At 75.3% G+C, this 22185-nt stretch carries 21 protein-coding genes; 10 read left to right on the plus strand and 11 right to left on the minus strand.

Annotated features, from left to right (window positions below):
- Nucleotides 1-96 precede the first annotated feature (96 nt).
- Complete coding sequence (dhaM, locus tag ABD345_RS30375; protein WP_344556773.1) at nucleotides 97-489, minus strand: dihydroxyacetone kinase phosphoryl donor subunit DhaM; 393 nt, start codon at nucleotides 487-489, stop codon at nucleotides 97-99.
- Nucleotides 490-650: 161 nt separating this feature from the next.
- On the opposite strand from dhaM, the gene dhaK reads away from it, so the two are divergent.
- The 5 genes from dhaK (at nucleotide 651) to ABD345_RS30400 (ending at nucleotide 5806) form a co-directional block, all read left to right on the plus strand.
- Nucleotides 651-1640, plus strand: coding sequence for a dihydroxyacetone kinase subunit DhaK (gene dhaK, locus ABD345_RS30380; RefSeq protein WP_344556775.1), 990 nt, complete (start codon nucleotides 651-653; stop codon nucleotides 1638-1640).
- 37 nt (nucleotides 1641-1677) lie between these two features.
- A complete protein-coding gene (gene dhaL / locus ABD345_RS30385; RefSeq protein WP_344556777.1) occupies nucleotides 1678-2322 on the plus strand; it encodes a dihydroxyacetone kinase subunit DhaL in 645 nt (214 codons plus the stop codon).
- Nucleotides 2323-2539: 217 nt separating this feature from the next.
- Nucleotides 2540-3382, plus strand: coding sequence for a nitrilase-related carbon-nitrogen hydrolase (locus tag ABD345_RS30390; RefSeq protein WP_344556779.1), 843 nt, complete (start codon nucleotides 2540-2542; stop codon nucleotides 3380-3382).
- A 5-nt stretch (nucleotides 3383-3387) separates the two neighbouring features.
- On the plus strand, nucleotides 3388-4776 hold the full coding sequence (gene hydA, locus ABD345_RS30395; protein ID WP_344556781.1) for a dihydropyrimidinase: 1389 nt from the start codon (nucleotides 3388-3390) through the stop codon (nucleotides 4774-4776).
- 31 nt (nucleotides 4777-4807) lie between these two features.
- Complete coding sequence (locus ABD345_RS30400) at nucleotides 4808-5806, plus strand: TIGR03842 family LLM class F420-dependent oxidoreductase (protein WP_344556783.1); 999 nt, start codon at nucleotides 4808-4810, stop codon at nucleotides 5804-5806.
- 29 nt (nucleotides 5807-5835) lie between these two features.
- Here the strand turns inward: ABD345_RS30400 and ABD345_RS30405 are convergent, their stop codons facing one another.
- Together ABD345_RS30405 and ABD345_RS30410 are read right to left on the minus strand one after the other, a co-directional pair.
- Complete coding sequence (locus tag ABD345_RS30405; protein ID WP_344556785.1) at nucleotides 5836-6957, minus strand: VanZ family protein; 1122 nt, start codon at nucleotides 6955-6957, stop codon at nucleotides 5836-5838.
- Nucleotides 6958-7150: 193 nt separating this feature from the next.
- Nucleotides 7151-8353: a serine hydrolase domain-containing protein gene (locus ABD345_RS30410; protein ID WP_344556789.1), complete on the minus strand. Its 1203-nt coding sequence runs from the start codon at nucleotides 8351-8353 to the stop codon at nucleotides 7151-7153.
- Between the two features lie 231 nt (nucleotides 8354-8584).
- Between ABD345_RS30410 and ABD345_RS30415 the strand changes: the two genes are divergently transcribed.
- Together ABD345_RS30415 and ABD345_RS30420 are read left to right on the plus strand one after the other, a co-directional pair.
- Nucleotides 8585-10759 (plus strand): TerD family protein, encoded by a 2175-nt coding sequence (locus ABD345_RS30415; protein ID WP_344556791.1) that lies wholly within the window; start codon nucleotides 8585-8587, stop codon nucleotides 10757-10759.
- A gap of 84 nt (nucleotides 10760-10843) precedes the next feature.
- Complete coding sequence (locus tag ABD345_RS30420; RefSeq protein ID WP_344556793.1) at nucleotides 10844-11326, plus strand: WapI family immunity protein; 483 nt, start codon at nucleotides 10844-10846, stop codon at nucleotides 11324-11326.
- A gap of 19 nt (nucleotides 11327-11345) precedes the next feature.
- Here the strand turns inward: ABD345_RS30420 and ABD345_RS30425 are convergent, their stop codons facing one another.
- The 8 genes from ABD345_RS30425 to ABD345_RS30460 all read right to left on the minus strand — a co-directional run bounded on the left by ABD345_RS30425 (nucleotide 11346) and on the right by ABD345_RS30460 (nucleotide 19375).
- Nucleotides 11346-11774: a hypothetical protein gene (locus tag ABD345_RS30425; RefSeq protein ID WP_344556795.1), complete on the minus strand. Its 429-nt coding sequence runs from the start codon at nucleotides 11772-11774 to the stop codon at nucleotides 11346-11348.
- Complete coding sequence (locus ABD345_RS30430) at nucleotides 11771-12556, minus strand: class I SAM-dependent methyltransferase (protein WP_344556797.1); 786 nt, start codon at nucleotides 12554-12556, stop codon at nucleotides 11771-11773. Before ABD345_RS30430 ends, ABD345_RS30425 begins: the two co-directional genes overlap by 4 nt.
- Before the next feature lie 65 nt (nucleotides 12557-12621).
- Complete coding sequence (locus tag ABD345_RS30435) at nucleotides 12622-13404, minus strand: DUF2071 domain-containing protein (RefSeq protein ID WP_344556799.1); 783 nt, start codon at nucleotides 13402-13404, stop codon at nucleotides 12622-12624.
- On the minus strand, nucleotides 13401-14453 hold the full coding sequence (locus tag ABD345_RS30440; protein WP_344556801.1) for a DUF3419 family protein: 1053 nt from the start codon (nucleotides 14451-14453) through the stop codon (nucleotides 13401-13403). The genes ABD345_RS30435 and ABD345_RS30440 overlap by 4 nt, the downstream gene beginning before the upstream one ends.
- Nucleotides 14450-14875, minus strand: a complete 426-nt coding sequence (locus ABD345_RS30445) for a DoxX-like family protein (RefSeq protein WP_344556803.1) — start codon at nucleotides 14873-14875, stop codon at nucleotides 14450-14452. The genes ABD345_RS30440 and ABD345_RS30445 overlap by 4 nt, the downstream gene beginning before the upstream one ends.
- Before the next feature lie 165 nt (nucleotides 14876-15040).
- Nucleotides 15041-16318: an MFS transporter gene (locus ABD345_RS30450; protein ID WP_344556805.1), complete on the minus strand. Its 1278-nt coding sequence runs from the start codon at nucleotides 16316-16318 to the stop codon at nucleotides 15041-15043.
- A 461-nt stretch (nucleotides 16319-16779) separates the two neighbouring features.
- Nucleotides 16780-18381 (minus strand): MFS transporter, encoded by a 1602-nt coding sequence (locus tag ABD345_RS30455; RefSeq protein WP_344556807.1) that lies wholly within the window; start codon nucleotides 18379-18381, stop codon nucleotides 16780-16782.
- 217 nt (nucleotides 18382-18598) lie between these two features.
- The gene (locus tag ABD345_RS30460) at nucleotides 18599-19375 is read right to left on the minus strand and encodes an IclR family transcriptional regulator (RefSeq protein WP_344556809.1); all 777 of its coding nucleotides are present in this window, start codon (nucleotides 19373-19375) and stop codon (nucleotides 18599-18601) included.
- A 76-nt stretch (nucleotides 19376-19451) separates the two neighbouring features.
- Between ABD345_RS30460 and ABD345_RS30465 the strand changes: the two genes are divergently transcribed.
- Genes ABD345_RS30465 through ABD345_RS30475 form a run of 3 tightly spaced genes read left to right on the plus strand, consistent with a single transcriptional unit; the run spans nucleotide 19452 to nucleotide 22140 of the window.
- Nucleotides 19452-20621 carry a cupin domain-containing protein gene (locus tag ABD345_RS30465; RefSeq protein WP_344556811.1) on the plus strand — a complete coding sequence of 390 codons (1170 nt, stop codon included), beginning with the start codon at nucleotides 19452-19454 and terminating at the stop codon, nucleotides 20619-20621.
- On the plus strand, nucleotides 20618-21460 hold the full coding sequence (locus ABD345_RS30470) for a fumarylacetoacetate hydrolase family protein (RefSeq protein WP_344556813.1): 843 nt from the start codon (nucleotides 20618-20620) through the stop codon (nucleotides 21458-21460). Before ABD345_RS30465 ends, ABD345_RS30470 begins: the two co-directional genes overlap by 4 nt.
- Nucleotides 21457-22140, plus strand: a complete 684-nt coding sequence (locus tag ABD345_RS30475) for a maleylpyruvate isomerase family mycothiol-dependent enzyme (protein ID WP_344556815.1) — start codon at nucleotides 21457-21459, stop codon at nucleotides 22138-22140. Before ABD345_RS30470 ends, ABD345_RS30475 begins: the two co-directional genes overlap by 4 nt.
- Nucleotides 22141-22185: the final 45 nt, after the last annotated feature.

Genomic DNA, 22185 nt, shown 5'->3' on the forward strand with positions numbered 1-22185 from the left:
GGCACCACCAACTGGAACAGCTCCCACAGCTCGTCCGGCACCAAGCGCTCCACGATCGTCACGCGAGCAGCTTACAAGCCCAAATGAGATAGCTTCTTAGCGCTTGCGGAAGTCGCGGGCCTGCTCGGCCGCCGCCAGGACCTCCGGGAGCGGGGCGCCGGCGGCCGCGGTGACGGCGGCGGCCACCGCGCCCTCGACGAACGGGGCGTCGGCCAGGGCGGTGTCCGGCAGGGCCAGGTCGGCGAGGACCAGGGCGGCGGTCAGGACGGAGCTGCCGAGGTCGGCCAGCACCAGGGCGCCCGCGCCGCCCGCCGCGGCGCCGCGCACCGCGCGGGCGATCGGGTCGTAGCCGGTGCCGAGCGAGCCGTCCTCGGTGCCCGCCGCGATCAACACCGTTACGTCGCCCGCCAGTTCGGCGAGCAGCTCGTGCACGCCTCGGGCCAGGAGCACGCTGTGGGAGACCAGGACCAGACCGACCGGAGCGCGCATGCGGCGCAGCCTACCGGCGGCCGCACCCGGCGCCGGGCGCGCCGCGCGGGGCCGCGGTTCGGCCGTACCGCCGGAGGGCTGGGGTAGCGTCGACCGCACCCGTCAGCCGCACCCGTCAGCCGCACCCGTCAGCCGCGCACGGACGAAGGAGCACGCCCGCCGTGAAGAAGCTGATCAACAGCCCGGGGAGCGTCGTCGACGACGCCCTGGTCGGGCTCGCCGCCGCCCACCCCGCGCTCGCGGTGGACTTCGAACGCCGGGTGGTCTCCCGGGCGGTGTGCCCGGCGGGGCCGAAGGTGGCGCTGGTGTCCGGCGGCGGTTCCGGTCACGAGCCGCTGCACATCGGCTTCGTGGGCCCGGGCATGCTGGACGCGGCCTGCCCCGGCGAGCTGTTCACCTCGCCGCCGCCGGACCGGATCCTGGCCGCCGCGCAGGCCGCCGACAGCGGCGCGGGCGTGCTGTTCGTGGTGAAGAACTACACCGGCGACGTGCTGAACTTCCGGCTGGCCGCCGAACTCGCCGCCGAACAGGGCCACCGGGTGGCCACCGTCCTGGTCGACGACGACGTCGCCGTGCGGGACTCCGCCGCGGGCCGCCGGGGCACCGGCGCGACCGTGGTGGTGCACAAGACCTGCGGTGCGCTCGCCGAGCGCGGCGCCGCCCTGGAGGAGGTCCGGGAGCTGGGGGAGCGGGTCGTCGCGGCCTCCCGCTCCTTCGCCGTCGCGCTCGCCGCCGGGACCAACCCGGAGACCGGCCGCCCCGGCTTCGACCTCGCCGAGGACGAGATCGAGGTCGGCGTCGGCATCCACGGCGAACCCGGCCGCCGCCGCGAACGGCTGCGCCCCGCCAACGAGTTGGCCGCGACGGTGGTCGACGCGGTGCTGGAGGGGAACCGGCCCGGCCCCGGCGACCGGCCGATCGTCCTGGTCAACGGCCTCGGCGCGACCCCGCTGATCGAGCTGTACGTGGTGTGCGCCGCCGTCACCGCCCGCCTCGCCGAGCACGGCGTCACCCCCGCCCGCACCCTGGTCGGCTCCTACGTCACCAGCCTCGACGCGGCCGGCTTCTCCCTCACCCTGACCGCCGCGGACCGCCTGATGCTGGAACTGTGGGACGCCCCCGCCGACACCCCCGCGCTGGTCCGCGCGTAACGGGCCCGCCCCCCACCGGCAGGAGGAGCGACGCACCATGACGCACCGGACCCTCGACACCGCCCTCGCCGAAGCCTGGATCCGGACCGCCGCCGCGGCCGTCGAGGACGCGGAGCGGCACCTCACCGCACTCGACACGGCGATCGGCGACGGCGACCACGGCAGCAACCTCCGCCGGGGCTTCACCGCCGTCCTGGCCGCGCTCGACGCCCCGCCCGAGGGCGGCTTCGAGAGCCCGGGCGCACTGCTGCGCACCGTCGGCAGCACGCTGACGGCCAAGGTCGGCGGCGCCTCCGGCCCGCTGTACGGGCAGGCGTTCCGGGCGGCCGGGGCCGAACTCCCGCCGGACGCCGACCCCGCCGCCTGCGCGGACGCCCTGGCCGCCGGCCTCGCCGCCGTCCGGGCGCTGGGCGGGGCCGAACCGGGCGACAAGACGCTGGTCGACGCGCTCGCCCCGGCCGTCGACGCCCTGCGCGCCGCCGCCGAGACCGGTGCCACCCTGGCCCGGGCCACCGCCGCGGCCGCCGACGCCGCCGAACGCGGCGCCCGCGACACCACCCCCCTGCAGGCCCGCCGCGGCCGCGCCTCCTACCTCGGCCCGCGCAGCACCGGCCACCAGGACCCGGGCGCCACCTCCGCCGCGCTGCTCCTGCGGGCCCTCGCCGACGCCGCCGCGCGCTGAGCGGGCGGCGAAAGCATTCCGAAGGACCGGAAGGGCGGGAAAGGCTCGGCGGAGCGGGCGGCGGAAAATCGGAGGAATGCGCGGGAAAGCGAATTTCCCCCGCTCCTCCCGCGTGGCACCCACCCATGTGCCGCGAAGCTCCTAGTCTCAACGGTCTACAGCGCTACCGCGCTTTCCCCGCTGCGCCTTTGCGCCTTCGAGTCGAGGAGTTACGGCCATGAGTCGTGTCGTCAGGGCCGCCCTGTTCCAGACCGCGTGGACGGGTGACAAGGAATCCATGCTGGACGCCGCCGAACGGGCCGCGCGGGACGCCGCCGGGCAGGGGGCGGGGATCATCGGGTTCCAGGAGGTGTTCAACGCCCCGTACTTCTGCCAGGTGCAGGAACCCGAGCACTACGCGTGGGCCGAGCCGGTCCCGGACGGGTCGACGGTGCGGCGGATGCGGGCGCTCGCCAAGGAGTTGGGCATCGTGATCGTCGCGCCGGTGTACGAGATCGAGAAGCCGGGCTTCTACTACAACACCGCCGCCGTGATCGACGCCGACGGCAGTTACCTGGGGAAGTACCGCAAGCACCACATTCCCCAGGTGCGCGGATTCTGGGAGAAGTACTACTTCAAGCCCGGGAACCTCGGCTGGCCGGTGTTCGAAACGGCGGTCGGCAAGGTCGGCGTGTACATCTGCTACGACCGGCACTTCCCGGAGGGCTGGCGGGCGCTCGGCCTGGCCGGGGCCGAGATCGTCTACAACCCGTCGGCGACCAGCCGCGGCCTCTCCGCGTACCTGTGGCAGCTGGAGCAGCCCGCCGCCGCGGTCGCCAACGAGTACTTCGTCGCGGCGATCAACCGGGTCGGCGTCGAGGAGTACGGCGACGACGACTTCTACGGCACCAGCTACTTCGTCGACCCGCGCGGGCAGTTCGTCGGCGAGGTGGCCTCCGACAAGAGCGAGGAACTCGTCGTCCGGGACCTCGACCTCGGGCAGATCGACGAGGTCCGCCAGCAGTGGGCGTTCTACCGGGACCGCCGGCCGGACGCCTACGGCCCGCTGACCGAGGGCTGAGCGCGGTGGCCCGCACCCTGATCACCGGCGGCCTGGTGATCACCGCCGCCGAGGAGACGCCCGCCGACGTGCTGGTCGAGGACGGCCGGGTCGTCGCGCTCGCCCTGCCGGGCAGCCAGCACTGGAGCGCCGACCAGGTGTTCGACGCCAGCGGGAAGTACGTCGTCCCGGGCGGCGTCGACGCGCACACCCACATGGAGATGCCGTTCGGCGGCACCCGTGCCGCCGACACCTTCGCCACCGGCACCCGGGCCGCCGCCTGGGGCGGCACCACCACCATCGTCGACTTCGCGATCCAGACCCGCGGCTCCTCGCTGCGCGCCGGGCTCGACGACTGGCACGCCAAGGCCGACGGCAACTGCGCCGTCGACTACGCCTTCCACATGATCGTCTCGGACGTCAACGAGTCGGTGCTGCGCGAGATGCCCGGGCTGGTCGGCGAGGGCGTCACCTCGTTCAAGCTGTTCATGGCCTACCCCGGCGTCTTCTACTCCGACGACGGGCAGATCCTGCGCGCCATGCAGCAGGCCGCCGAACTCGGCGCGCTCACCATGGTGCACGCCGAGAACGGCCCCGCCATCGACGTCCTGGTCGAACAGGCGCTGGCCAGGGGCGAGACCGACCCGCGCTACCACGGCGAGGTCCGCCGGGCGCTGCTGGAGGCCGAGGCCACCCACCGGGCGGTCCAGCTCGCCCGGGTCGCCGGGGCGCCGCTGTACGTGGTGCACGTCTCCGCCCGCGAGGCGCTCGCCGAGATCGCCGCCGCCCGCGACCTCGGCCTGCCGGTCTTCGGCGAGACCTGCCCGCAGTACCTCTTCCTGTCCACCGACGACCTCGCCGCACCCGGCTTCGAGGGCGCCAAGTACGTCTGCTCCACCCCGCTGCGCCCGAAGGACCACCAGGCGGCGCTCTGGCGCGGCCTGCGCACCGACGACCTCCAGGTGGTCTCCACCGACCACTGCCCGTTCTGCTTCACGGGGCAGAAGGAGCTCGGGCGCGGCGACTTCTCGAAGATCCCCAACGGCCTGCCCGGCGTCGAGAACCGGATGGACCTGCTGCACCAGGGCGTGGTCGAGGGCCGGATCAGCCGCCGCCGCTGGATCGAACTCGCCTGCGCCGCCCCCGCCCGGATGTTCGGCCTCCACCCGCGCAAGGGCACCATCGCCCCCGGCTCCGACGCCGACCTGGTGATCTACGACCCGCACGCCGTGCAGACCCTCTCCGCCGCCACCCACCACATGAACGTCGACTACTCGGCGTACGAGGGCCGCACCGTCACCGGACGGGTCGAGACGGTGTTCTCCCGGGGGGAGGTGCTGCTCGACCGCGGCGACTACCTCGGCCGCCCCGGGCACGGCGCCTTCCTGCCCCGCTCCAGCTGCCAGTACCTCTGACCACCCCCTCTTCCGCGAGGAGCCCCCCGCAGTGGACTTCGGACTCGTCCTGCAGACCGACCCGCCGGCCACCGAGGTCGTCGAACTGATGCGCCGCGCCGAACGGGCCGGCTTCAGCCACGGTTGGACCTTCGACTCCGCCGTGCTCTGGCAGGAGCCCTTCGTCATCCACAGCCGGATCCTGGAACACACCGAACGCCTGCACGTCGGCCCGATGGTCACCAACCCCGGCACCCGCACCTGGGAGGTCACCGCCTCCACCTTCGCCACCCTCAACGACATGTACGGCAACCGGACGGTGTGCGGCATCGGCCGCGGCGACTCGGCGATGCGGGTGGCCGGGCGCCGTCCCAACACGCTCGCCCGGCTCAGCGAGGCCATCGATGCCATCCGCGACCTCGCCGAGGGGCGCGAGGCCGAGGTCGACGGCAACCCGGTCCGCATCCCCTGGATCCGGGACGGCCGGCTGCCGGTCTGGATGGCCGCCTACGGCCCCAAGGCGCTCGCCCTGGCCGGGCGGAAGGCCGACGGGTTCATCCTCCAGCTCGCCGACCCCTATCTCACCGAACACATGGTCAAGGCCGTCCGCCGGGCCGCCGAGGAGGCCGGCCGCGACCCCGCCGCCGTCACCGTCTGCGTCGCCGCCCCCGCCTACGTCGGCGACGACCTCGACCACGCCCGCGAGCAGTGCCGCTGGTTCGGCGGCATGGTCGGCAACCACGTCGCCGACCTGGTCGCCAAGTACGGCGAGCACTCCGGCCTGGTCCCCGAGGAGCTCACCGCCTACATCAAGGACCGGCACGGCTACGACTACAGCCACCACGGCCGGGCCGGGAACCCCTCCACCGACTTCGTCCCCGACGCCGTCGTCGACCGCTTCTGCCTGCTCGGCCCGGTCGCCGCCCACGTCGAGAAGCTGCGCGCGCTGCGCGAACTCGGCGTCGACCAGTTCGCGGTGTACGCGATGCACGACGCCCGCGAGGCCGTCATCGACGCGTACGGCGCGGAGGTCATCCCGGCCCTGGGGTAGGGCCGCCCGCGGCAGGGGCGGGCCGCCCGTCAGCCGGTGGTCCGGTCGTCCGGGCGGTAGGCGGTCGCGGACAGCACCCGGCCGGAGGCCGAGACGGTGACCTCCAGGTGCCCCGAGGGCGGGAGGCCGTTCGCCGGGCGGTGGAAGGTCAGCAGCCGGGCCCCCGCCGGGACGGGCGAGCCGGTCGTGGTCGGGGCCGGGGCGAGGGCGGGACGGGTGCCGTCGGTCAGGTCGGGGAACCAGGTGGTGGCGAACTCGCCCGCGGCCCGCAGGAGTTGCTCTTCCGGCAACGGGGAGGCGGCAGTGCCGTCCGGGGACGGGGTCGGGGCCGGGGTCGGGGTCGGGAACTGGACCGAGACCAGCCGGCCGCTCACCGCCTCGAACCGGAACCGGCCCCGGTCGCCGGCCGCCTCGGTCAGCGGGAAGCGGGAGAGCGCCGGGTCGAACACCGTGGAGGTGACCTCCAGCCGACCGCCCGGCCCGAACAGCCGGTCCATCAGCCGGTACGCCGTGCCCGCGGTGTCCACCGTGTTCGGGAAGGGCGAGCCGGTCTCCGGGGCGTCGTACACCGGGACGAACAGCCACACCACCAGCGCGACGGCCGCCAGGCCGCTCCCGGCGGTGGTCAGCGCCCGCAGCGCGTCCCGCCCGGGCGCGAACGTCCCGCGCCAGGACGGCGCCAGCGCCACCACGGCCACGGCCAGCAGGGCGCCGAGCAGCGCGCCCGAGGAGTTGTCGACGAAGTCGGCGGCGTCGCAGGCCCGCCCCGTCCCCAGCAGCGTCTGCAGCAGTTCCGTCCCGGCGGACAGCACCGCGCAACCGGCCAGCACCGACAGCGGCCGCCGGAACGCCCACGCGCCGAGCGCCGCCAGCGGCACGTACAGCGCGGTGTTCAGCAGGCCCTGCTGCTCCAGCACGGTGCGCCAGATCCCGCCGCCGAACGTGCAGTTGGGCTCCCCGGACGCACCGCCGGTGGTCGGCGTCAGCGTCACCGCGACCTCCCCCGCCAGCGCCACGGCGAACAGCGCCGGTGCCAGCGGCGGCCGCTCCCGCCGCCGGGCCAGCAGGAACGCCGCCGTCCCGAACAGCGCGCCGAGCACGGCGAACGCGGGGAACAGGGACGGCGCGGCGGAGAGGGAGGCTTCGATCATCGGTCATCCAGGGGAGCGGCGGCAGCGGTGCGGCGCGGGACCGGGCGCACGCCAGCGGAGGGCCCCGAGCCCCCGCGACCGGCGGTCAGCGTACGACCGGGCAGCGGCAGGTGGCAAACCCCCATCTTCCTGGTGGCGGAGGCGAAGTGAGGTTCCGTCAGATCGCGGCGGACGCGGCTCCGGGCTCCTGGGCTCAGTCGGCGAAGGGGCCGAACACCGTCACGGCGAGCCGGAGGGAGGGGGCCGGGGTGATGCCGGATTCTCCGGTGGAGTACACCAGGCGCCGGCTCAGGTCCGCGCTGGCGAAGAACCCGTCGGAGTAGCCGAGGTCGTGGCCGGTCTTGCCCCAGGCCACCGTGCCGTCCCGGAGCGGGATCTCCATCAGCCCGGCGCTGTAGCAGGCCAGGCCCTTGTCCGGCCCGAACCGGCAGTCGCCGGGGGTGAGCGAGGGCACCGGGTGCCCGGCGGCGTCGCGGGGCAGGGCGAGCAGCTCGCGCTGCTGCTGCGGCGGCAGCAGTTCGCCGTCGAGCAGGGCGCGCAGGAAGCGGTCCAGGTCAGCGGGGGTGGAGACCATCGACTCCGGGTTGCCGCCCTGCTCGGAGACGTCCATCGGGGTGCCCGCGTCATCGGCGAGGTAGCCGACCAGGTGCGGGGCGGGCATCCGCGGCGCGCCCTCCGTGACCTCGGTGTGCCACAGGCCCAGCGGGCGCAGCACCCGGGCGGTCACCTCCGTCCGGAACGAGTGCCCGGTGACCTGCTCGATGATCCGGTCCGCCAGCCGGTAGTTGAAGGTGTTGTACTCCTGGGCGCTGCCCGGCGCGAAGGACGGCCCCGGCCACGGCCGGTCGGCGGGGCGCAGCGTCCACCCGATCACCTGGTCGAGGGTCTGCACCTCGAAGCGCCGGGCGATCACGGTGTCCCGGTCGGAGCCCTGAACGCCCTCGACGGCCTGCGGCAGGCCGCTGGTGTGGTTGAGCAACTGCCGGACGGTGACCGGCCCGAAGGCGTCGGGCAGCACGCCGGGAAGGTACTGCTGGACGGTGCCGTCCAGGTCGATCCGCTGCTCGGCGGCGAGCTGGAGCAGCACGACCGCGACGAAGGGCTTGTTGATGCTGCCGATCCGGAAGGACGCGTTCGGTGCGACCGGCCGCCCGCTCACCCGGTCGTCCTGGCCGCCCCGCCAGGTCGACCCGTCGACGGACACCCGGGCCACCGTCCCGGCCACCGGGTCTCCGACCTGCCGGACGAGCGCAGCCCGCAGCGCCTCGGCGTCCGGCCCGCCGCCCGCGACCGGCACCGCCGCGGACGCGGGCGAGGGCAGGACGGCGAGCAGCAGCCCGGCGAGGACGGGGGCGGCGAGGGCGGCGGCCCGATGGGTGGTTCCGGCGCTGGTCATGGGGTCTCCCGGTGCTGCGTGTGCGACAGGACGTCTTCGATCTTCGCCACGGGCGGCCCGCACCGACATCCGGGGGCACCCCGAGACGTCCCCCATTCGTCCCTGAGGGGACCTCAGCGGCCTTTTGACCAAAGGGAGTTGTCGGTTGCACAAGATCCGGCGGGGCGGTGGTCGGGGGCTCAGGGGAAACCCGGGTGCGGGCGGGGGAGGGGGTCTGCGAGCATGCGGGGCATGTCCCGTGATCTCGTCGCCCTGGTCGTCCGCCGTACCCACCGCCTGCCCGTCCAGGTCCAGGAGCTGGGGTCCGAGGGTCAAGGTGCCGTGCTGGCACGGCAGTTCGACGCCGCGCTGATGTCGGTCGGCTTCAAGCTGTCCGGTGAACTGCTGGCCAGGCTGTCCGCGCTGCCGGAACCGCGGGTCGCGGAGGCGGCCGGGACCGGGCTGGCGGCCGTCCGGGAACTGCTCGGCGACCACGTGCGGCACAACACGTACTTCGTGGACTTCCCGCACAACGTGCCGGACACCGCGGAGTTCTGGTTCGACCTGCTGGTCGAGGCCCTGCGCGCGGGCAGGAGCGCCGCCGACCCGGCGAACGGCCCCGGCACCGACCTGCTGGCGCTGCCCGGCTACGGCACCTACCGGCACGATTACGAGGACCTGCTGTCCGCGCACGAGGAGTTCCTCGCCGGGGCGGGGGACCGGCTCACGGTGCTGCACCTCGGCGACAGCCCCGAACGCGAGGTCGCGGCGCTCTACCTGGCGCTCGCGGGCAGCACCACCCCGCTCGGCGAGGAGGGCCTGCGCGACCTCGCGACCCTCGCCCGGCACTGCGCGGACGGCCCGCAGCCCGCCGCGATCCCCGTCCGGGAGAACCGGGCCACCGTCAACGCCGCCCGGCTGCACGCCGGGGCCGGCCTGCTCGCGGACACCGTCACCGACGTGCTGCGCACCGCCTGCGCGCTCTTCGACGGCGACGTCACGCTCGCCGCCCCGACCAGGTTCGGCCCGCTGCCGCGCCCGGCCCGCCGCGTCCTGCTGGCCGCGCTGGACGAGGTGGTCGCCGCCGCGCCCGGCAAGCTCGCCGACGTGCTGCGCCACCGCGAGCGGTTCAAGCGCCTCGGCGAACGCCTGCACCCGCACGAGTACCCGAAGTGGCCGCACGCCGCTCAGGTGTTCGCGGTCGCCCGCGGCGAACAGCGCGTCCGCGGCCTGGACGGCCGGGTCGACGAACTCCTCGCCGCCGGGGAACCCGGCGCCGCCGCCGAACTGCTGGCCGCCGCCGCGCCCGGCAAGCTGCTGCGCGCCTTCGACCGGCTGCTGCGCGCGGCCACCGCCGAAGCGGACCGGGCCGCCGTGCTCGCCGCCGCCGAACGCGCCCTGCCCGCCGCGTCCGGCCGCCTGCTGCTCTCGCTGCGCGAACACCTGGAGAACCGGGAGCGGAGCGGCGGCGAGCGGCGGGTCTTCGTCAACCGGGACGCCCGCAGCCACGTCGCCGACGACCTGCGCCCGCCGCTGCCCGCCGCCGAACGCGCCCGACTGGCCGCCGCGCTGGACGCCGAGACCGCCCGCCGCCTGCCCGCCGACCCGCCGCCGCTGCTGGTCGACCCGGAGATCCTCGACGTCGCCCTCCCGCTCAGCGGCAACGCGAGCGCCGCCGGGATCGGCGTGCTGCCGCGCGGCTCCGTCCAGCCCGTCCGCGGCGAGCTGCTGCGCTTCTTCGTGTACTGGAAGCAGCAGGAGCGCGCCACCGACTTCGACCTGTCCGCGCTGATGCTCGACGCCTCGTACGACAACCCGACCTGGCTGTCGTACACCCAGCTCAGCTCCGTGGCCGGCGCGCACTCCGGCGACATCGTCGAAGCGCCCGACGGCGCCTCGGAGTTCATCGACCTGCGGCTGTCGAAGGTGCCCGGCAGGTACATCGTGCCGGAGGTCAACGTGTACGCCGGCGAGGGGTTCCAACAGGTCGCGGAGTCCTTCTTCGGCTGGATGCTGCGCGAGGAGGCGCAGCGCGGCCTCCCCTTCGAACCGCGCACCGTCCGGGCGAAGTCCGAGCTGCGCGGCGCCGGACGGGTCGCCCTCCCGCTGGTCTTCGAACGCTGCGAGGACGGCGAGTGGTACGCCCGCTGGCTGCACCTCCACCTGCGCGGCTTCCCGCACGCCAACCAGGTCGAGACCAACCGGGCCACCGTCGCCGACCTGCTGCGGGCCGCCCTCCGGCGGCAGCACCTGACGGTCCGCCACCTGGTCGACCTGATGGTCGCGAACGGCGCCCGCCTCCTCCCCTGGGACGGGCCCGCCCCCGATGGCCCGGTCACCTACCTGGGCCTGGCCCGTCCCGACGACCTCCCGGAGGGCTCCCGGGTGATCACCCCGGAGAACCTGCGCGAACTCGTCCCGGCCTGAGCGGTGGCCGGCCCGGGCGGGGGAGGGCCGGACGGGCCGGTCAATCCGGGGCGCCGGGGCGGGAGGGTGTGCCAACCTGTGGCCGTGCTTCTGAACGACCACCTGAGCAGCGTCGAGCTCCGGCCGCTGCGCTACCAGTTCCCCGTCGCCCGCGGGGACGAGTACGACGACAACTGGCTGGTCATCGGCGGGTCGGTGACCACCGCCGGGGGCAGCTGGTCCTTCGCCGACCCCTCCCTGCTGGTCCACGAGGCCCGCGAGCTGTCCCGCTGGCTGCGGGCGGCCGCCGCCGGTGCGGTGCAGCCGAAGGGGCCCGACGCCGAGGGCCTGCTCTCCCCGGACACCTGGTTCGTCGAACCGAACCTGGCCGTGAGCCTCGCCGGGCGCGACGACGACGCAATGGCCGTCCGGGTGCACCTCTCGCTCGAAGCCCGACCCCCGTGGCGGCGGGACGAGGACGGGGAGGAGGTCTACCAGTACGTCGTGGAACTGCGCCTGGACGCCGCGGCCCTGCTCCGCGCGGCCGACGAGTGGGACCGCGCGCTGGCGGCCTTCCCGGCCCGGTAGACCGCTGCCGCCGGGGTGTTCAGCCGCGGAGCGCCACCACCAGCGCGCAGGTGAACACCGCCGTCACCCAGGTCCACAGCACCGACAGGGCGAGGTGGGCGGCGGTCCGCAGCCGGTCGCCGCGCCACAGCTCCGGGGAGAACACCGTGAACTGGAAGAGCCAGCGCAGGGCCCAGAAGAGCGTCTGCGCGGCCAGCAGGGCGGTGCCGAGCCGGTTCCCGGCGAGCAGGTCGGGGGCGAGCAGCAGCGGCAGCAGGCCGAGCAGGACGCAGGTCAGCGCGATGAAGAAGAGGTGCGCGTAGGAGACCTGGCGGGTCAGCAGGGTGGTGCCGGCGAGGTCCGAGGGCCAGCCGATCAGCCGCGGCAGGACGATGTGCAGCGCGCCCATCGCGATCAGGGCCGCGCCCACCAGGCGCAGTTGGCTTTCCAGGGTGAGCAGGTGGGTCACGGTGCGGGGTGCTTTCCGGTCGGGATGGTGATGGTCCGGGCGGTCGCGGTCGCGGTCGCGGTCGGGGCGGCGAAGGCGAAGGCGGTGACGAGACCGCCGATCCGGCGTTGCGCGACCGGGCGCAGGTCCGCGCCGGCCGCGGCCCGGAGCCAGGCCCGCCGGGGGAAGAAGTGCTGGGCGCCGGGGCCGTACACCGCGGTGTTGGCGGCGTCCCGCAGGTGCTCGACCAGGACGAGGCGGCCGCCGGGCCGCAGCACCCGGGCGCACTCGGCGAACAGCTCGTCCCGGTCGTCCGCCCGGCGCAGCTCGTGGGCGGCGAAGACGGCGAGGACGGTGTCGGCCGAGCCGCTCGCCGCCGGCAGGCGGTCGTGCCGTCCGGGACGGGTGCGCGGGGCGGGCGGCACGCGGTGGCGGGCCCGGCGGATCGAGCCCTCGGTCATCAGGGCGGGGTCGTAGAGGTCCACCACGCTCTGGGGGTGCCGCGGCCAGCGGGCCGCCACCGGCCGACTGGCCTCGTCGAGGCCGGAGGAGAGCACCAGGTGCTCGCCCGGGCCGCTCGGCAGCAGCTCCGCCAGCCAGTCGAAGGTGCGCAGTTCCGAGCGGTCGTAGACCCACCAGGTGGCGGCCGTGCTGCTGGCCAGTAGGGCGGCGGCCGCGCCCGCGCCCGCCCGGGCGAAGGCGGCGGCGGGCCCCGGGAGCCGGTACGAGAGCGCGAGGCCCGCTCCGGCGGCGAGGCAACCCGCCGCGTACAGGGGCCAGTTGTAGCGGACGACTTCCCGCACCCCGGAGAAGCGGTACGGCTCCTCCGAGGCGGTACCGGCGCTCCGGCGCCGCGCCGGGGGCCGCCTCACCGTTCGGCCCCGTTCTCGGCGCGGCGCCGGCCGGCCTCCCAGCCGTAGTCGAGGTCGGCGACGTGGAAGGCGTTGGCGAGCACGGGGGTCGTCCCGGCGAACGGGCCGTGGGCGAAGAAGGTGGGCGGGGTGGGCAGCTCGACGGCCACCGGGGTCGGCTCCCAGTGCGCCCGGGCGGCCTTCACCACGATCACCGACCGGGTCTGCGGCTCGTGCTCGAAGGTGTAGGGCAGCGGGCCGGCGAACCGCCGGGCGTCCTTGGCGGAGGCGAACGGGCTGCCGTCGGGCAGGCCCGCGGGGGCACCCGCGAGGTCGGCCCGCACGTGCAGGTCGGCCCGGCCGTCGCGGCTGAGGACCCGGAACTCCAGGGTGTCGCCGACGACCCGGCTGCCGATCCGGGCGAGCCGGTAGTGGTAGCGGGTGAGCAGGTTACCGCCGAGGGCCATGACGCGGCTGTCGGTGTCGCTGCGGAGGATCTTCAGGCCGCGCATGGACCGCCCCCGGGGCGTCGGGAAGCGGGTGAAGATCCGGTACCCGGTGAGGAGCAGGTCGGCGCCGAGGCCGGCGGGCAGGAAGGCGGGCCGCAGGTCCCGGGTGTCCACCAGCGCCGCGGCGACGAACCCGTGCTCGGTGCCGGCCGGGTCGGTGTAGGTGTCGAGGGCGAGCCCCGGCGGCAGCAGCGGCTCCAGGACCCGCGGCGGCAGGGCGTAGGTGAGGACCAGCGAGTGGGCGAAGCGGGTCCGGATCGGGACGGGGTGGCGCTGCAGCAGGTGCTTCATCGGGCCTCGGCTCCGTCCGTTCCGTTCATCGCGCTCGTCCCGTCCGTTCGGTCCGTCCCGTCCGTTCGGTCCGTTCCGGTGCGGACGACCCGCACCACGCCCCAGATCATCGACCGGTCCTCGGCGGCGCGGCCGGCCCCGCCCGGGCCCGGCTCGCGCAGGCTGCGCACCACCGCCGTCCCGCCCGGGCGCACCGCGTGCTCGACGGCGGCGCGCAGCCGCCGGGCGAAGCGCGGGCCGGGCCCGTCGACCACGTTGGAGAGCGTCACCGCGTCGTAGCTCCCGGCGGCGCACCGCTCCAGGTGCTCGACGACCTCGCCCCGCACCAGCCGCACCCGTCCGGGGCCGACCGCGGTCGCGGTCGCGGCCGCGCCGGGGCGTTCACGGCCGAGCAGCAGCCGCCAGGCCCAGTCGTTGGCGGCGTTGGGGTGCCGGGCGACGGTTCGGGCGATCCTGCGCAGCAGCACCTCGTCGAAGCCGCGCGGGACCGCGCACCGGAAGCCCGGGCGCAGGACGGCGGCGAGCGCCCCGGCGGGCCGCAGCGCGGCGGCGGCCAGCAGCCGCAGCCCGGGCCCGTCGAGCTCGTCCGTCCAGCGGCGCCGCTGCTCGGCGGGGTCGTCGAGGCGCAGGAAGTCGGCGACGGCGGCGGGCCGCCAGCCGGGCAGCAGGGCGGCGGCCGCGGTGCGGCCCAGGCCGGTCAGCCGTTCGGCCGTGCCGGTCGAGGCGGGCGCGCCGTCCTCCAGCCGGGCCCTGGCGTAGGCGAGTTGGGCCGGGTTCAGGTCGACGGCGGTGACCTCGTACCCGGCGGAGGCGAGCGCGGCCGCGGTGTCCCCGGCGGAGGCGATGCACAGCACCCGGGCACCGGGCGGCGGGAAGACGGCGAGCTCCACGGCCGGGTCCTCGTACATCCGGCCGAAGAGCACCCGGGGGCGGTCGGCGGGTCCGGCGAGCAGTCGGCCCTGCTGCCACGGCGTACCGGTGGCGGGGCCGGCCGTCGGCGGCGCGCCCGTGGTGCGGCGGGCGGCACGGGTGAGCGGGGAAGGGGTCATCGGGCCCAGAGCTCCCGGGCGGGGCCGCCGCGCGGGGCGGCGCCGGGGGCGGGGCGGCGGGCGGCGACCAGCCAGATCAGCGCGAGGAAGGCGAGGTCCTGGACCACCAGCCGGCCGGGCTCGGGGATGTGCTGCGCGCCGACGAGCAGCCCGCCGGTGTTGAAGCCGACCACCAGGACCGTCTGCACGACCGCGGCGGCGTACGGGCGGTGCCCCAGCAGGACCCACGCCCCGAGCGCGACCTCGGCGAGGCCGATGGAGACCAGCAGCGCGCCCGCCGCGCCGGCCGGCAGCAGGGGCAGCCCCTCCACGATGGCCCGCTGGTCCGCCCGGCCGGGAAAGACCTTGCACCAGAAGCCCTCGTACCACCACATCAACGCGACCGCGACGGCCGGCAAGCGGGTCCTGCCGATGTCTCCCACGGTCCCCCCTCTCTGCTGCGACTGTCCGTGCCCGGGCACGGCGGAGCGGGCCCCCGTTCTCCCCTGGGCCCGACGGTGTCGATCATGCCGCAAATTTTGAACGCGTTCAATGTAAGGTGCGCCGCCCGGTCGGCGCCCGGGCCGCGGGGCGGCCCGGCGGATCGTTCAGCCCGCTGCCACGGTGGGCGCGGTGGCGTCGGCGGCGGGGTGCGGTGCGTCCTGGCGGGGGGTGCGGGGGAGGAGGAGCGGGGTGGCCAGGACGAGGAGGCCGACGGTGGCGAGAACGGGGCGCGGGCCGGTGAAGTGGGCGAGCAGGCCGGTCAGGGCGGTGAGGGTGGCGGTGGTGGCCTGCTGGCCGACGGACCAGGCGGTCAGGGTGCGGGAGACCAGGTGGGCGGGGGTGTGTTCGAGCCGGTAGGTGGCGAGCACCGGGGTGTACAGGCTCATGTGGACGATGATCGCCAGCTCGACGGCCATCACGGTGAGCAGCCCGGTGACGCCGGGCCGGACGAGGGCGAGGCCGGGCAGCCAGACGACGCGCAGGGTGCCGACGACGCGGAAGACCCGCTGCCGGCCGTGGCGGGCGACGACGCGGGGCGCCAGGCGGGAGCCGATCAGGCCGCCGAGGCAGGGCGCGGCAAAGGCGAGGCCGTACTGCCAGGCGGGGAAGCCCAGTTGGCGCAGCAGTAGGACGGCCAGCAGCGGTTCGGTGGCCATGATCAGGCCGGAGACCAGCAGGTTGTTGAGGTAGAGCCGCCGCAGTACGGGGTGGCCCAGGAGGTGCCGCCAGCCCTCCAGGAGCCCGCCCGCCCGGAGCCCGCCCGCCCGGAGTCGCCCGTCGTCCGTCCGCCCGGGGTGCGGTGCGTGTTCCGGTTCGCGGATCGCGGTGATGCCGAGCGCGGAGAGCAGGTAGCTCGCCGCGTCCGCGAGCACGGTCACCACCGGCCCGAACAGGCCGATCGCCGCCCCGCCGAGCGGCGGGCCGACCGCGATGGAGCTCCAGTTCGTCGACTCGAAGCGGGAGTTGGCCACCAGCAGGTGCTCCGCCGGGACGAGCGACTTCAGGTACGCGCCGCTCGCCGCGCCGAAGGCGATCTTCGCGGCGGCCACCACGGCCGTGACCACCAGCAGTTGGGCGAAACCCAGCCACCCGAGGGCGTACGCGGCCGGGACGGACGCCATGGCCGCGCACCGCGCCAGGTCCGCGCCGATCATCACCGGCCGCTTGCGCCGCGCCTCCATCCACGGCGCCAGCGGCACCGCGACCAGCGCCCCCACCGCCGGGCCCGCCGCCGACAGCACCGCCACCTGCGCGGGCCCGGCGTGCAGCACCAGCACCGCGATCAGCGGCAGCGCCCCGAACCCCAGCCCCGAGCCGTACGCGCTCACCGCGTACGAGGCCCACAGCCAGCCGAACGGTCGGCCCAGCCTCCTCCTGCTCACCGCATCCTCCTCCACGCTCCCACTGGACAACCCCTCGTTGACCAGTAGGAGCCAATCGCCGGGGAGCAGCGCAGGTCAAACAACCTGCGGGAGGGTCGGCCACAACCGCTGCTTGTGCACCGAGGCCGACTGGCGGCCGGGGCGGGAAACCGGGCGCCCGGGGCCCGGCGCGGGTGCTAGCGTGCGGGGCGGGCGAGGCCATGGACGGGCTTCCTTCTCCACTTTCGTATGCCTAACGAACTCACAGCCCGTCCGCCTTCCTCACCCACGGGGTGCCCCTTCGCGGGGTGCCCCGGCGAGGCCATGGACGGGCTTCCTTCTCCCTTTCCTCTCACGAAGCCAGCCCGTCCGCCCTCCTCGCCCACGACTTCGAGCCGGGGCGCCCCCGTGAAAGGGGTGCCCCGGCTCTCGTCGTGCGGGAGGCAGTCGGGCAGGTAGGCGGGCGGTCGTGCGGCGGGCGGTCAGGCGGTGGCCGGCTGGAGGGCCTCCTCGGCGGGGGCGGGGGCCCGGCGGGTGCCGAGCATGCCGACCAGGGTGAGGGCGGTGGCGGCGGTGGCGGCGATGCCGCAGATCAGGAAGGCGGTGGTGAAGCCGGAGCCGAGGGCGTCCAGGGCCAGGGCGTGGGCGGCCGCGCCGGGGGCGTCCGGGGGCAGCGAGTTGACGGCGATCGGGCCGCCGGCCCGTCCGATCGCGGTGGCGGCGCCGAGCTGCTCGGCGGGCAGGCCGGAGGCGGGGAGCTTCCCGGCGAAGGCGGAGCCCGCGTGCGAGAGGGCGACCGCGCCGACCACCACCGGGCCGAGCGCGAAACCGAGGTCGCGCAGCATGTTGGTGGTGGCGCTGGCCATGCCGGCGAGCCTGGGCGGGACGCTGTCCAGGGCGACGGCGGTCATCGAGCTGACGGTCAGGGCGAAGCCGACGCCGATCAGCAGGGTCGGCGCGACGAACGCGCCCAGCCCGGGGTCGGTGACGTCCAGCCCGGTGGCCAGGAACGCGCCGACGGCCATCAGCGTGCAGCCCGCCGCCAGCAGCCGGGCCGGGGCGACGCGGTGCAGCAGTCGGGAGACCACCGGGATCAGCACGAACGCCGGGCCCTGCAGCAGCAGGAACGGCACCGCGACCCGCAGCGGGTCCTGGTGCTGGACGGGGCCGAGCCACATGCTGGTGGCGAAGCAGGAGCCGAGGAAGGCCAGCATGCCGATCACCGCGACGACCGAGCTGACCGCGTAGGCGCGGTTGCGGAACAGCCGCAGGTCCAGGATCGGGGCCTCGGCGCGCAGTTCGACCGCCACGAACCCGGCCAGCAGCAGCCCGCCGGCGACGAACGCGCCGACCACCGGCCCGGTGCCCCAGCCCGACTCGGGGCCCTCCACGGCGCCGTACAGCACCAGGACCAGGCCGAGCGCGAAGCTGACCTGCCCGGCGACGTCGAACTTCCGGCCCTCGGCGGACTTCGACTCGGCGAGCAGCAGCAGGGTCAGCACCACCGAGGCCAGCGCCAGGCCGACCAGCACCCAGAACGAGCCGCGCCAGGAGCCGACCCGGGCGAACGCGCCGCCGATCAGCGGGGGGACCGCCGCGCCCGCGGACAGGAAGCCGCTCCACAGCGCGACCGCGTGCACCCGCTGCCGGGCGGTGCGGGTGACGGCGGTGATCGCGGTCAGCGAGCCGGGGAACATCGCGCCCGCGCCGAGGCCGTTGAGCGCGGCGCCGACCCAGAGGGTCTGCACGTTCGGGGCGAGCGCGGCGACCGTCGAGCCGGCCGCGACCAGCGCGGTGCCCGCCGCGACCAGCCGGCGGCGGCCGAACAGGTCGCCGAGGATGCCGAAGGTGAACTCGAAGCACACCACGGCGATCATGAACGCCGAGGTGATCCAGGTCAGTTGGGAGCCGTGGGTGTGCAGGTCCTGCTGGAACAGGCCGTTCAGCGAGGCCGGCAGCGCGTTGGCCACCTGGGCCGTGAACACCGCACCGCAGGCGGCAGCCAGTGTGCCCGCGTAGCCCGGCGTCCGGGCAGCCCCCGCGGTGGGGCCGTGGGACGACGGCGTCCCGTTCTTGAGCGTCATTGCTGGTGTCTCCCTGGCTGGGGAAGGTCCGGCGGCCCGCGGGGGAGCGGGCGGGCCGGGGGTGGGGGAGGGCTCGGCCCGGCGTGCCAGGGGGAGGGGACGGCGCGCCGCGGACCGAGTGCGATGCCGTGGAGAATGGCACTCGGTTTACGTGGCGTCAATGATGTATGCGTGATTGAAAGTGAACGTAGCGTGTGTAGCGGTGGGTGGGGCGGAGTCAGGGCTGCTCCGCGAGGTCCGCCTCCAGGGCGTGCGCCGCCGCCTCCAGCACCGCCACCAGCGACTGCAGCCGGCGCGGGTCGTAGCGCACGCTCGGCATCGACACCGACAGCCCGGCCACCGCCGCGCCCGCCCCGTCCCGCACCACCACCCCGACGGCGGTCAGGCCGCGCTCGGAGCGCTCCCGGTTGACCGCGAAGCCGCCGCGCCGCAGCTTCGCCAACTCGGCCCGCAGCCGCGGCAGGTCAGGCCGCTCGCCGGGCCGGTCCCGGTAGCGCTCGGGCGCGTAGACCTCCTCCAGCTGCTCGCTGGTCAGCTCGGCGAGCAGCAGCAGCCCGGCGGTGGTGCGGTGCGCCGGGAAGACCATGCCCTCGCGCGAGCCCACCCGCAGCGTCTGCGCCGACTCCACGCTGGCGATGAACCGGGCGGTGTCCCCGGTCCGGACGATCAGGTTCACCGTCTCGTCCAGCACGTCCACCGCCCGGCGCAGGTGCGGCAGCGCCGCCGGGCGCAGCCGGGAGACCAGCGAACGGGAGTGCGCGGCCAGCTCCAGCACCGGCCCGGCCCGGTACACCCGGTCGTCGCCCTGCACCGCGAAGTCCCGGTAGACCAGCATCCCGAGGACCCGGTGCGCCGTGGAGCGGGCCACCCCCAGCCGCTCGGCGACCTGCGAGACCGTCGCCCCGCCCTCCATCTGCAGCATGGTCGCGGCCCGCAACGCGTGGTCCACGCTGGCGATCGGGTACGGCGGCGGGGTCTTCAGCGGCTTGTCCACGGCGGGGCCTCTCGACGGTCGTTCTGCCCTGAAGAATCTACATGTTCTCCTGGGCGGGACGCGGCACGCTGAGCCCGTGATCGAGTCCACCACCGCCCCAGACACCGCAACGGGCTCCCCGGTCCGGCTCCAGGCCGTCGCCGCGGACGGGCAGCCCGAGGTCACCCCGGCGCTCCACGAGCTCTACCGGGGCTTCGAACAGGAGCTGCTCGTCCCGCTGTGGACCGAGATCGGCGACCTGATGCCCGCCCACCCCCGCTCGCAGGCCGCCCCGCACCTGTGGCGCTGGCAGAAGCTGCGCGAACTCGCCGCCCGCGCGGGCGAACTCGTCCCGGTCGGCCGCGGCGGCGAACGCCGGGCCATCGCGCTGGCCAACCCCGCGCTCGGCGGCCGCCCGTTCGCCACCCCCACCCTGTGGGCCGCCATCCAGTACCTGATGCCCGGCGAGGACGCCCCCGAGCACCGCCACACCCAGCACGCCTTCCGCTTCGTCGTCGAGGGCGAGGGCGTGTGGACCGTGGTCGGCCGCGACCCCGTCGCCATGCGCCGCGGCGACTTCCTCCCGCAGGCCGGCTGGAACTGGCACGCCCACCACAACGCCACCAGCGAGCCGATGGCCTGGATCGACGGCCTGGACATCCCGTTCCAGTACACCAGCGAGGCCCAGTTCTTCGAGTTCGGCCGGGACGAGATCTCCGACGCCGAACGCACCACCCCCGACCGCTCCCGCGCCGAACGCCTCTGGGGCCACCCCGGGCTGCGCCCGGTCGCCGCCCGGCGCCCCGGCCCCGGCAGCCCGCTGCTGGCCTACCGCTGGGAGCACACCGACCGCGCCCTGGCCGACCAGCTCGCCCTGGAGGCCGAGGGCTTCGGCGGCACCGTCGAGCCCGGCCACGCCGCCGTCCGGTTCACCGACCCGGCCACCGCCGGCGACGTGCTGCCCACCATCCGGGCCGAGGTGCACCGGATCGCCCGCGGCGCCGGGACCGCGCCCGTCCGGGAGACCGGCTCCTCGGTCTACCAGGTCTTCGACGGCTCCGGCACCGTCACGGTCGGCGAGCGGACCTGGACGGTCACCCGCGGCGACCTGTTCACCGTCCCCTCCTGGCAGCCGTTCTCGGTCCGCTCCGAGGCGGGCGCCACCGACTCCGACTCCGGCGCGCTCGACCTGTTCCGGTTCAGCGACGCCCCGATCTTCGAAGCCCTGCAGCTGCAGCGCACCCACCTGGAAGGAACCACCCGATGAAGCTCGCCACCCTCCGCACCGGCGGCACCACCCGCGCCGTCCGGCTCGACGGCGACACCCTGGTCGACCTCGGGCACCCCGACCTCGGCGCGCTGCTCGAACAGGACGACTGGGCCGCGATCGCCGCCGCCGCGACCGGCCCGACCTACCCGCTGGCCGGCGCCGAGTTCGCGCCCGTGGTGCCCAAGCCCTCCAAGGTGGTGTGCGTCGGCCTCAACTACCGCAACCACATCCAGGAGATGGGCCGCGACCTGCCCGAACACCCCACCCTGTTCGCCAAGTTCGCCGACTCGCTGATCGGAGCCGGGGACGACATCCTCCGGCCCGAGGAGACCGCCGAGTTCGACTGGGAGGTCGAACTCGCCGTCGTCATCGGCAAGCCGGTGCGCCGCGCCCGCGGCGAGCAGGCCGAGGCCGCCATCGCCGGGTTCACCGTGCTCAACGACATCACCTGCCGCGACTGGCAGTTCCGCACCCGCGAGTGGCTCCAGGGCAAGACCTGGGACTCCACCACCCCGGTCGGCCCGTTCCTGGTGACCCCCGACGAACTGCCCGGCGGCGTCCGCCCCGCGCTCGACGTCACGCTCACCGTCGACGGCGAGACCATGCAGTCCGACAACACCGGCGACCTGCTGTTCGACCCTGTCACCCTGGTCGAGTACGTCTCCACCGTCGTCCGGCTCAACCCCGGCGACCTGATCGCCACCGGCACCCCCGGCGGCGTCGGCCACGCCCGCAAGCCCGCCCGCTACCTGAACGGCGGCGAGACGGTCGTCACCGAGGTGCAGGGCATCGGCCGACTGGAGAACCGCGTCGTCCGGGACGGCGGCGCCGCGTGAGCACCCGCACAACCGCCGGGGCCCTGGACTGGGCGGCCCGCGGCACCCGGCTCTTCCTCGCCGCCGCCGAGGGCTTCGGCCCCGTCGAGTACGCCGCCCCCAGCCCGCTGCCCGGCTGGAGCCGCGCCCACCTGGCCGCCCACCTCGCCGCCAACGCCGACGCGCTCGGCAACCTGGTGCACTGGGCCGCGACCGGCGAACCCACCCCCATGTACGCCTCCGCGGCGCAGCGGCTGGCCGGCATCGAACGCGGACGCGCCCTGCCCGCCGCCGAACTCACCGCCTGGGTACGGGAATCCGCCGAGCGGCTGACCGCCGGCCTGGACGCGCTCACCCCCGAGCAGTGGCAGGCCCCCGTCGTCACCGCCCAGGGCCGCACCGTCCCCGCCACCGAACTCCCCTGGATGCGCGCCCGCGAAGCCTGCGTCCACGCGGTCGACCTGGCGGCCGGCGTCACCTTCGCCGACCTCCCGGACGGCTTCCTGGCCGCCCTCTGCGAGGACGTCCTGGCCAAGCGGGCCACCGCGTTCGTGCTGCGGACCCCGGACGGCGGCTACGAACGGGACTTCCCCGGCGACGGCGAGCAGGTCGTGGTCGAGGCCGAACTCCCTTTGCTGGCCGCCTACCTGACCGGCCGTCAGCACATCGAGGGCGCCCCGGTCCTCGGCCCCTGGCTCTGACGCCGGAGCTCCGCCCTCCCGGGCCCCGCCCTCCCGCGTCCCCTC

It is taken from the genome of Kitasatospora saccharophila (assembly GCF_039529925.1).
In the GTDB taxonomy this organism is placed as follows: domain Bacteria; phylum Actinomycetota; class Actinomycetes; order Streptomycetales; family Streptomycetaceae; genus Kitasatospora; species Kitasatospora saccharophila.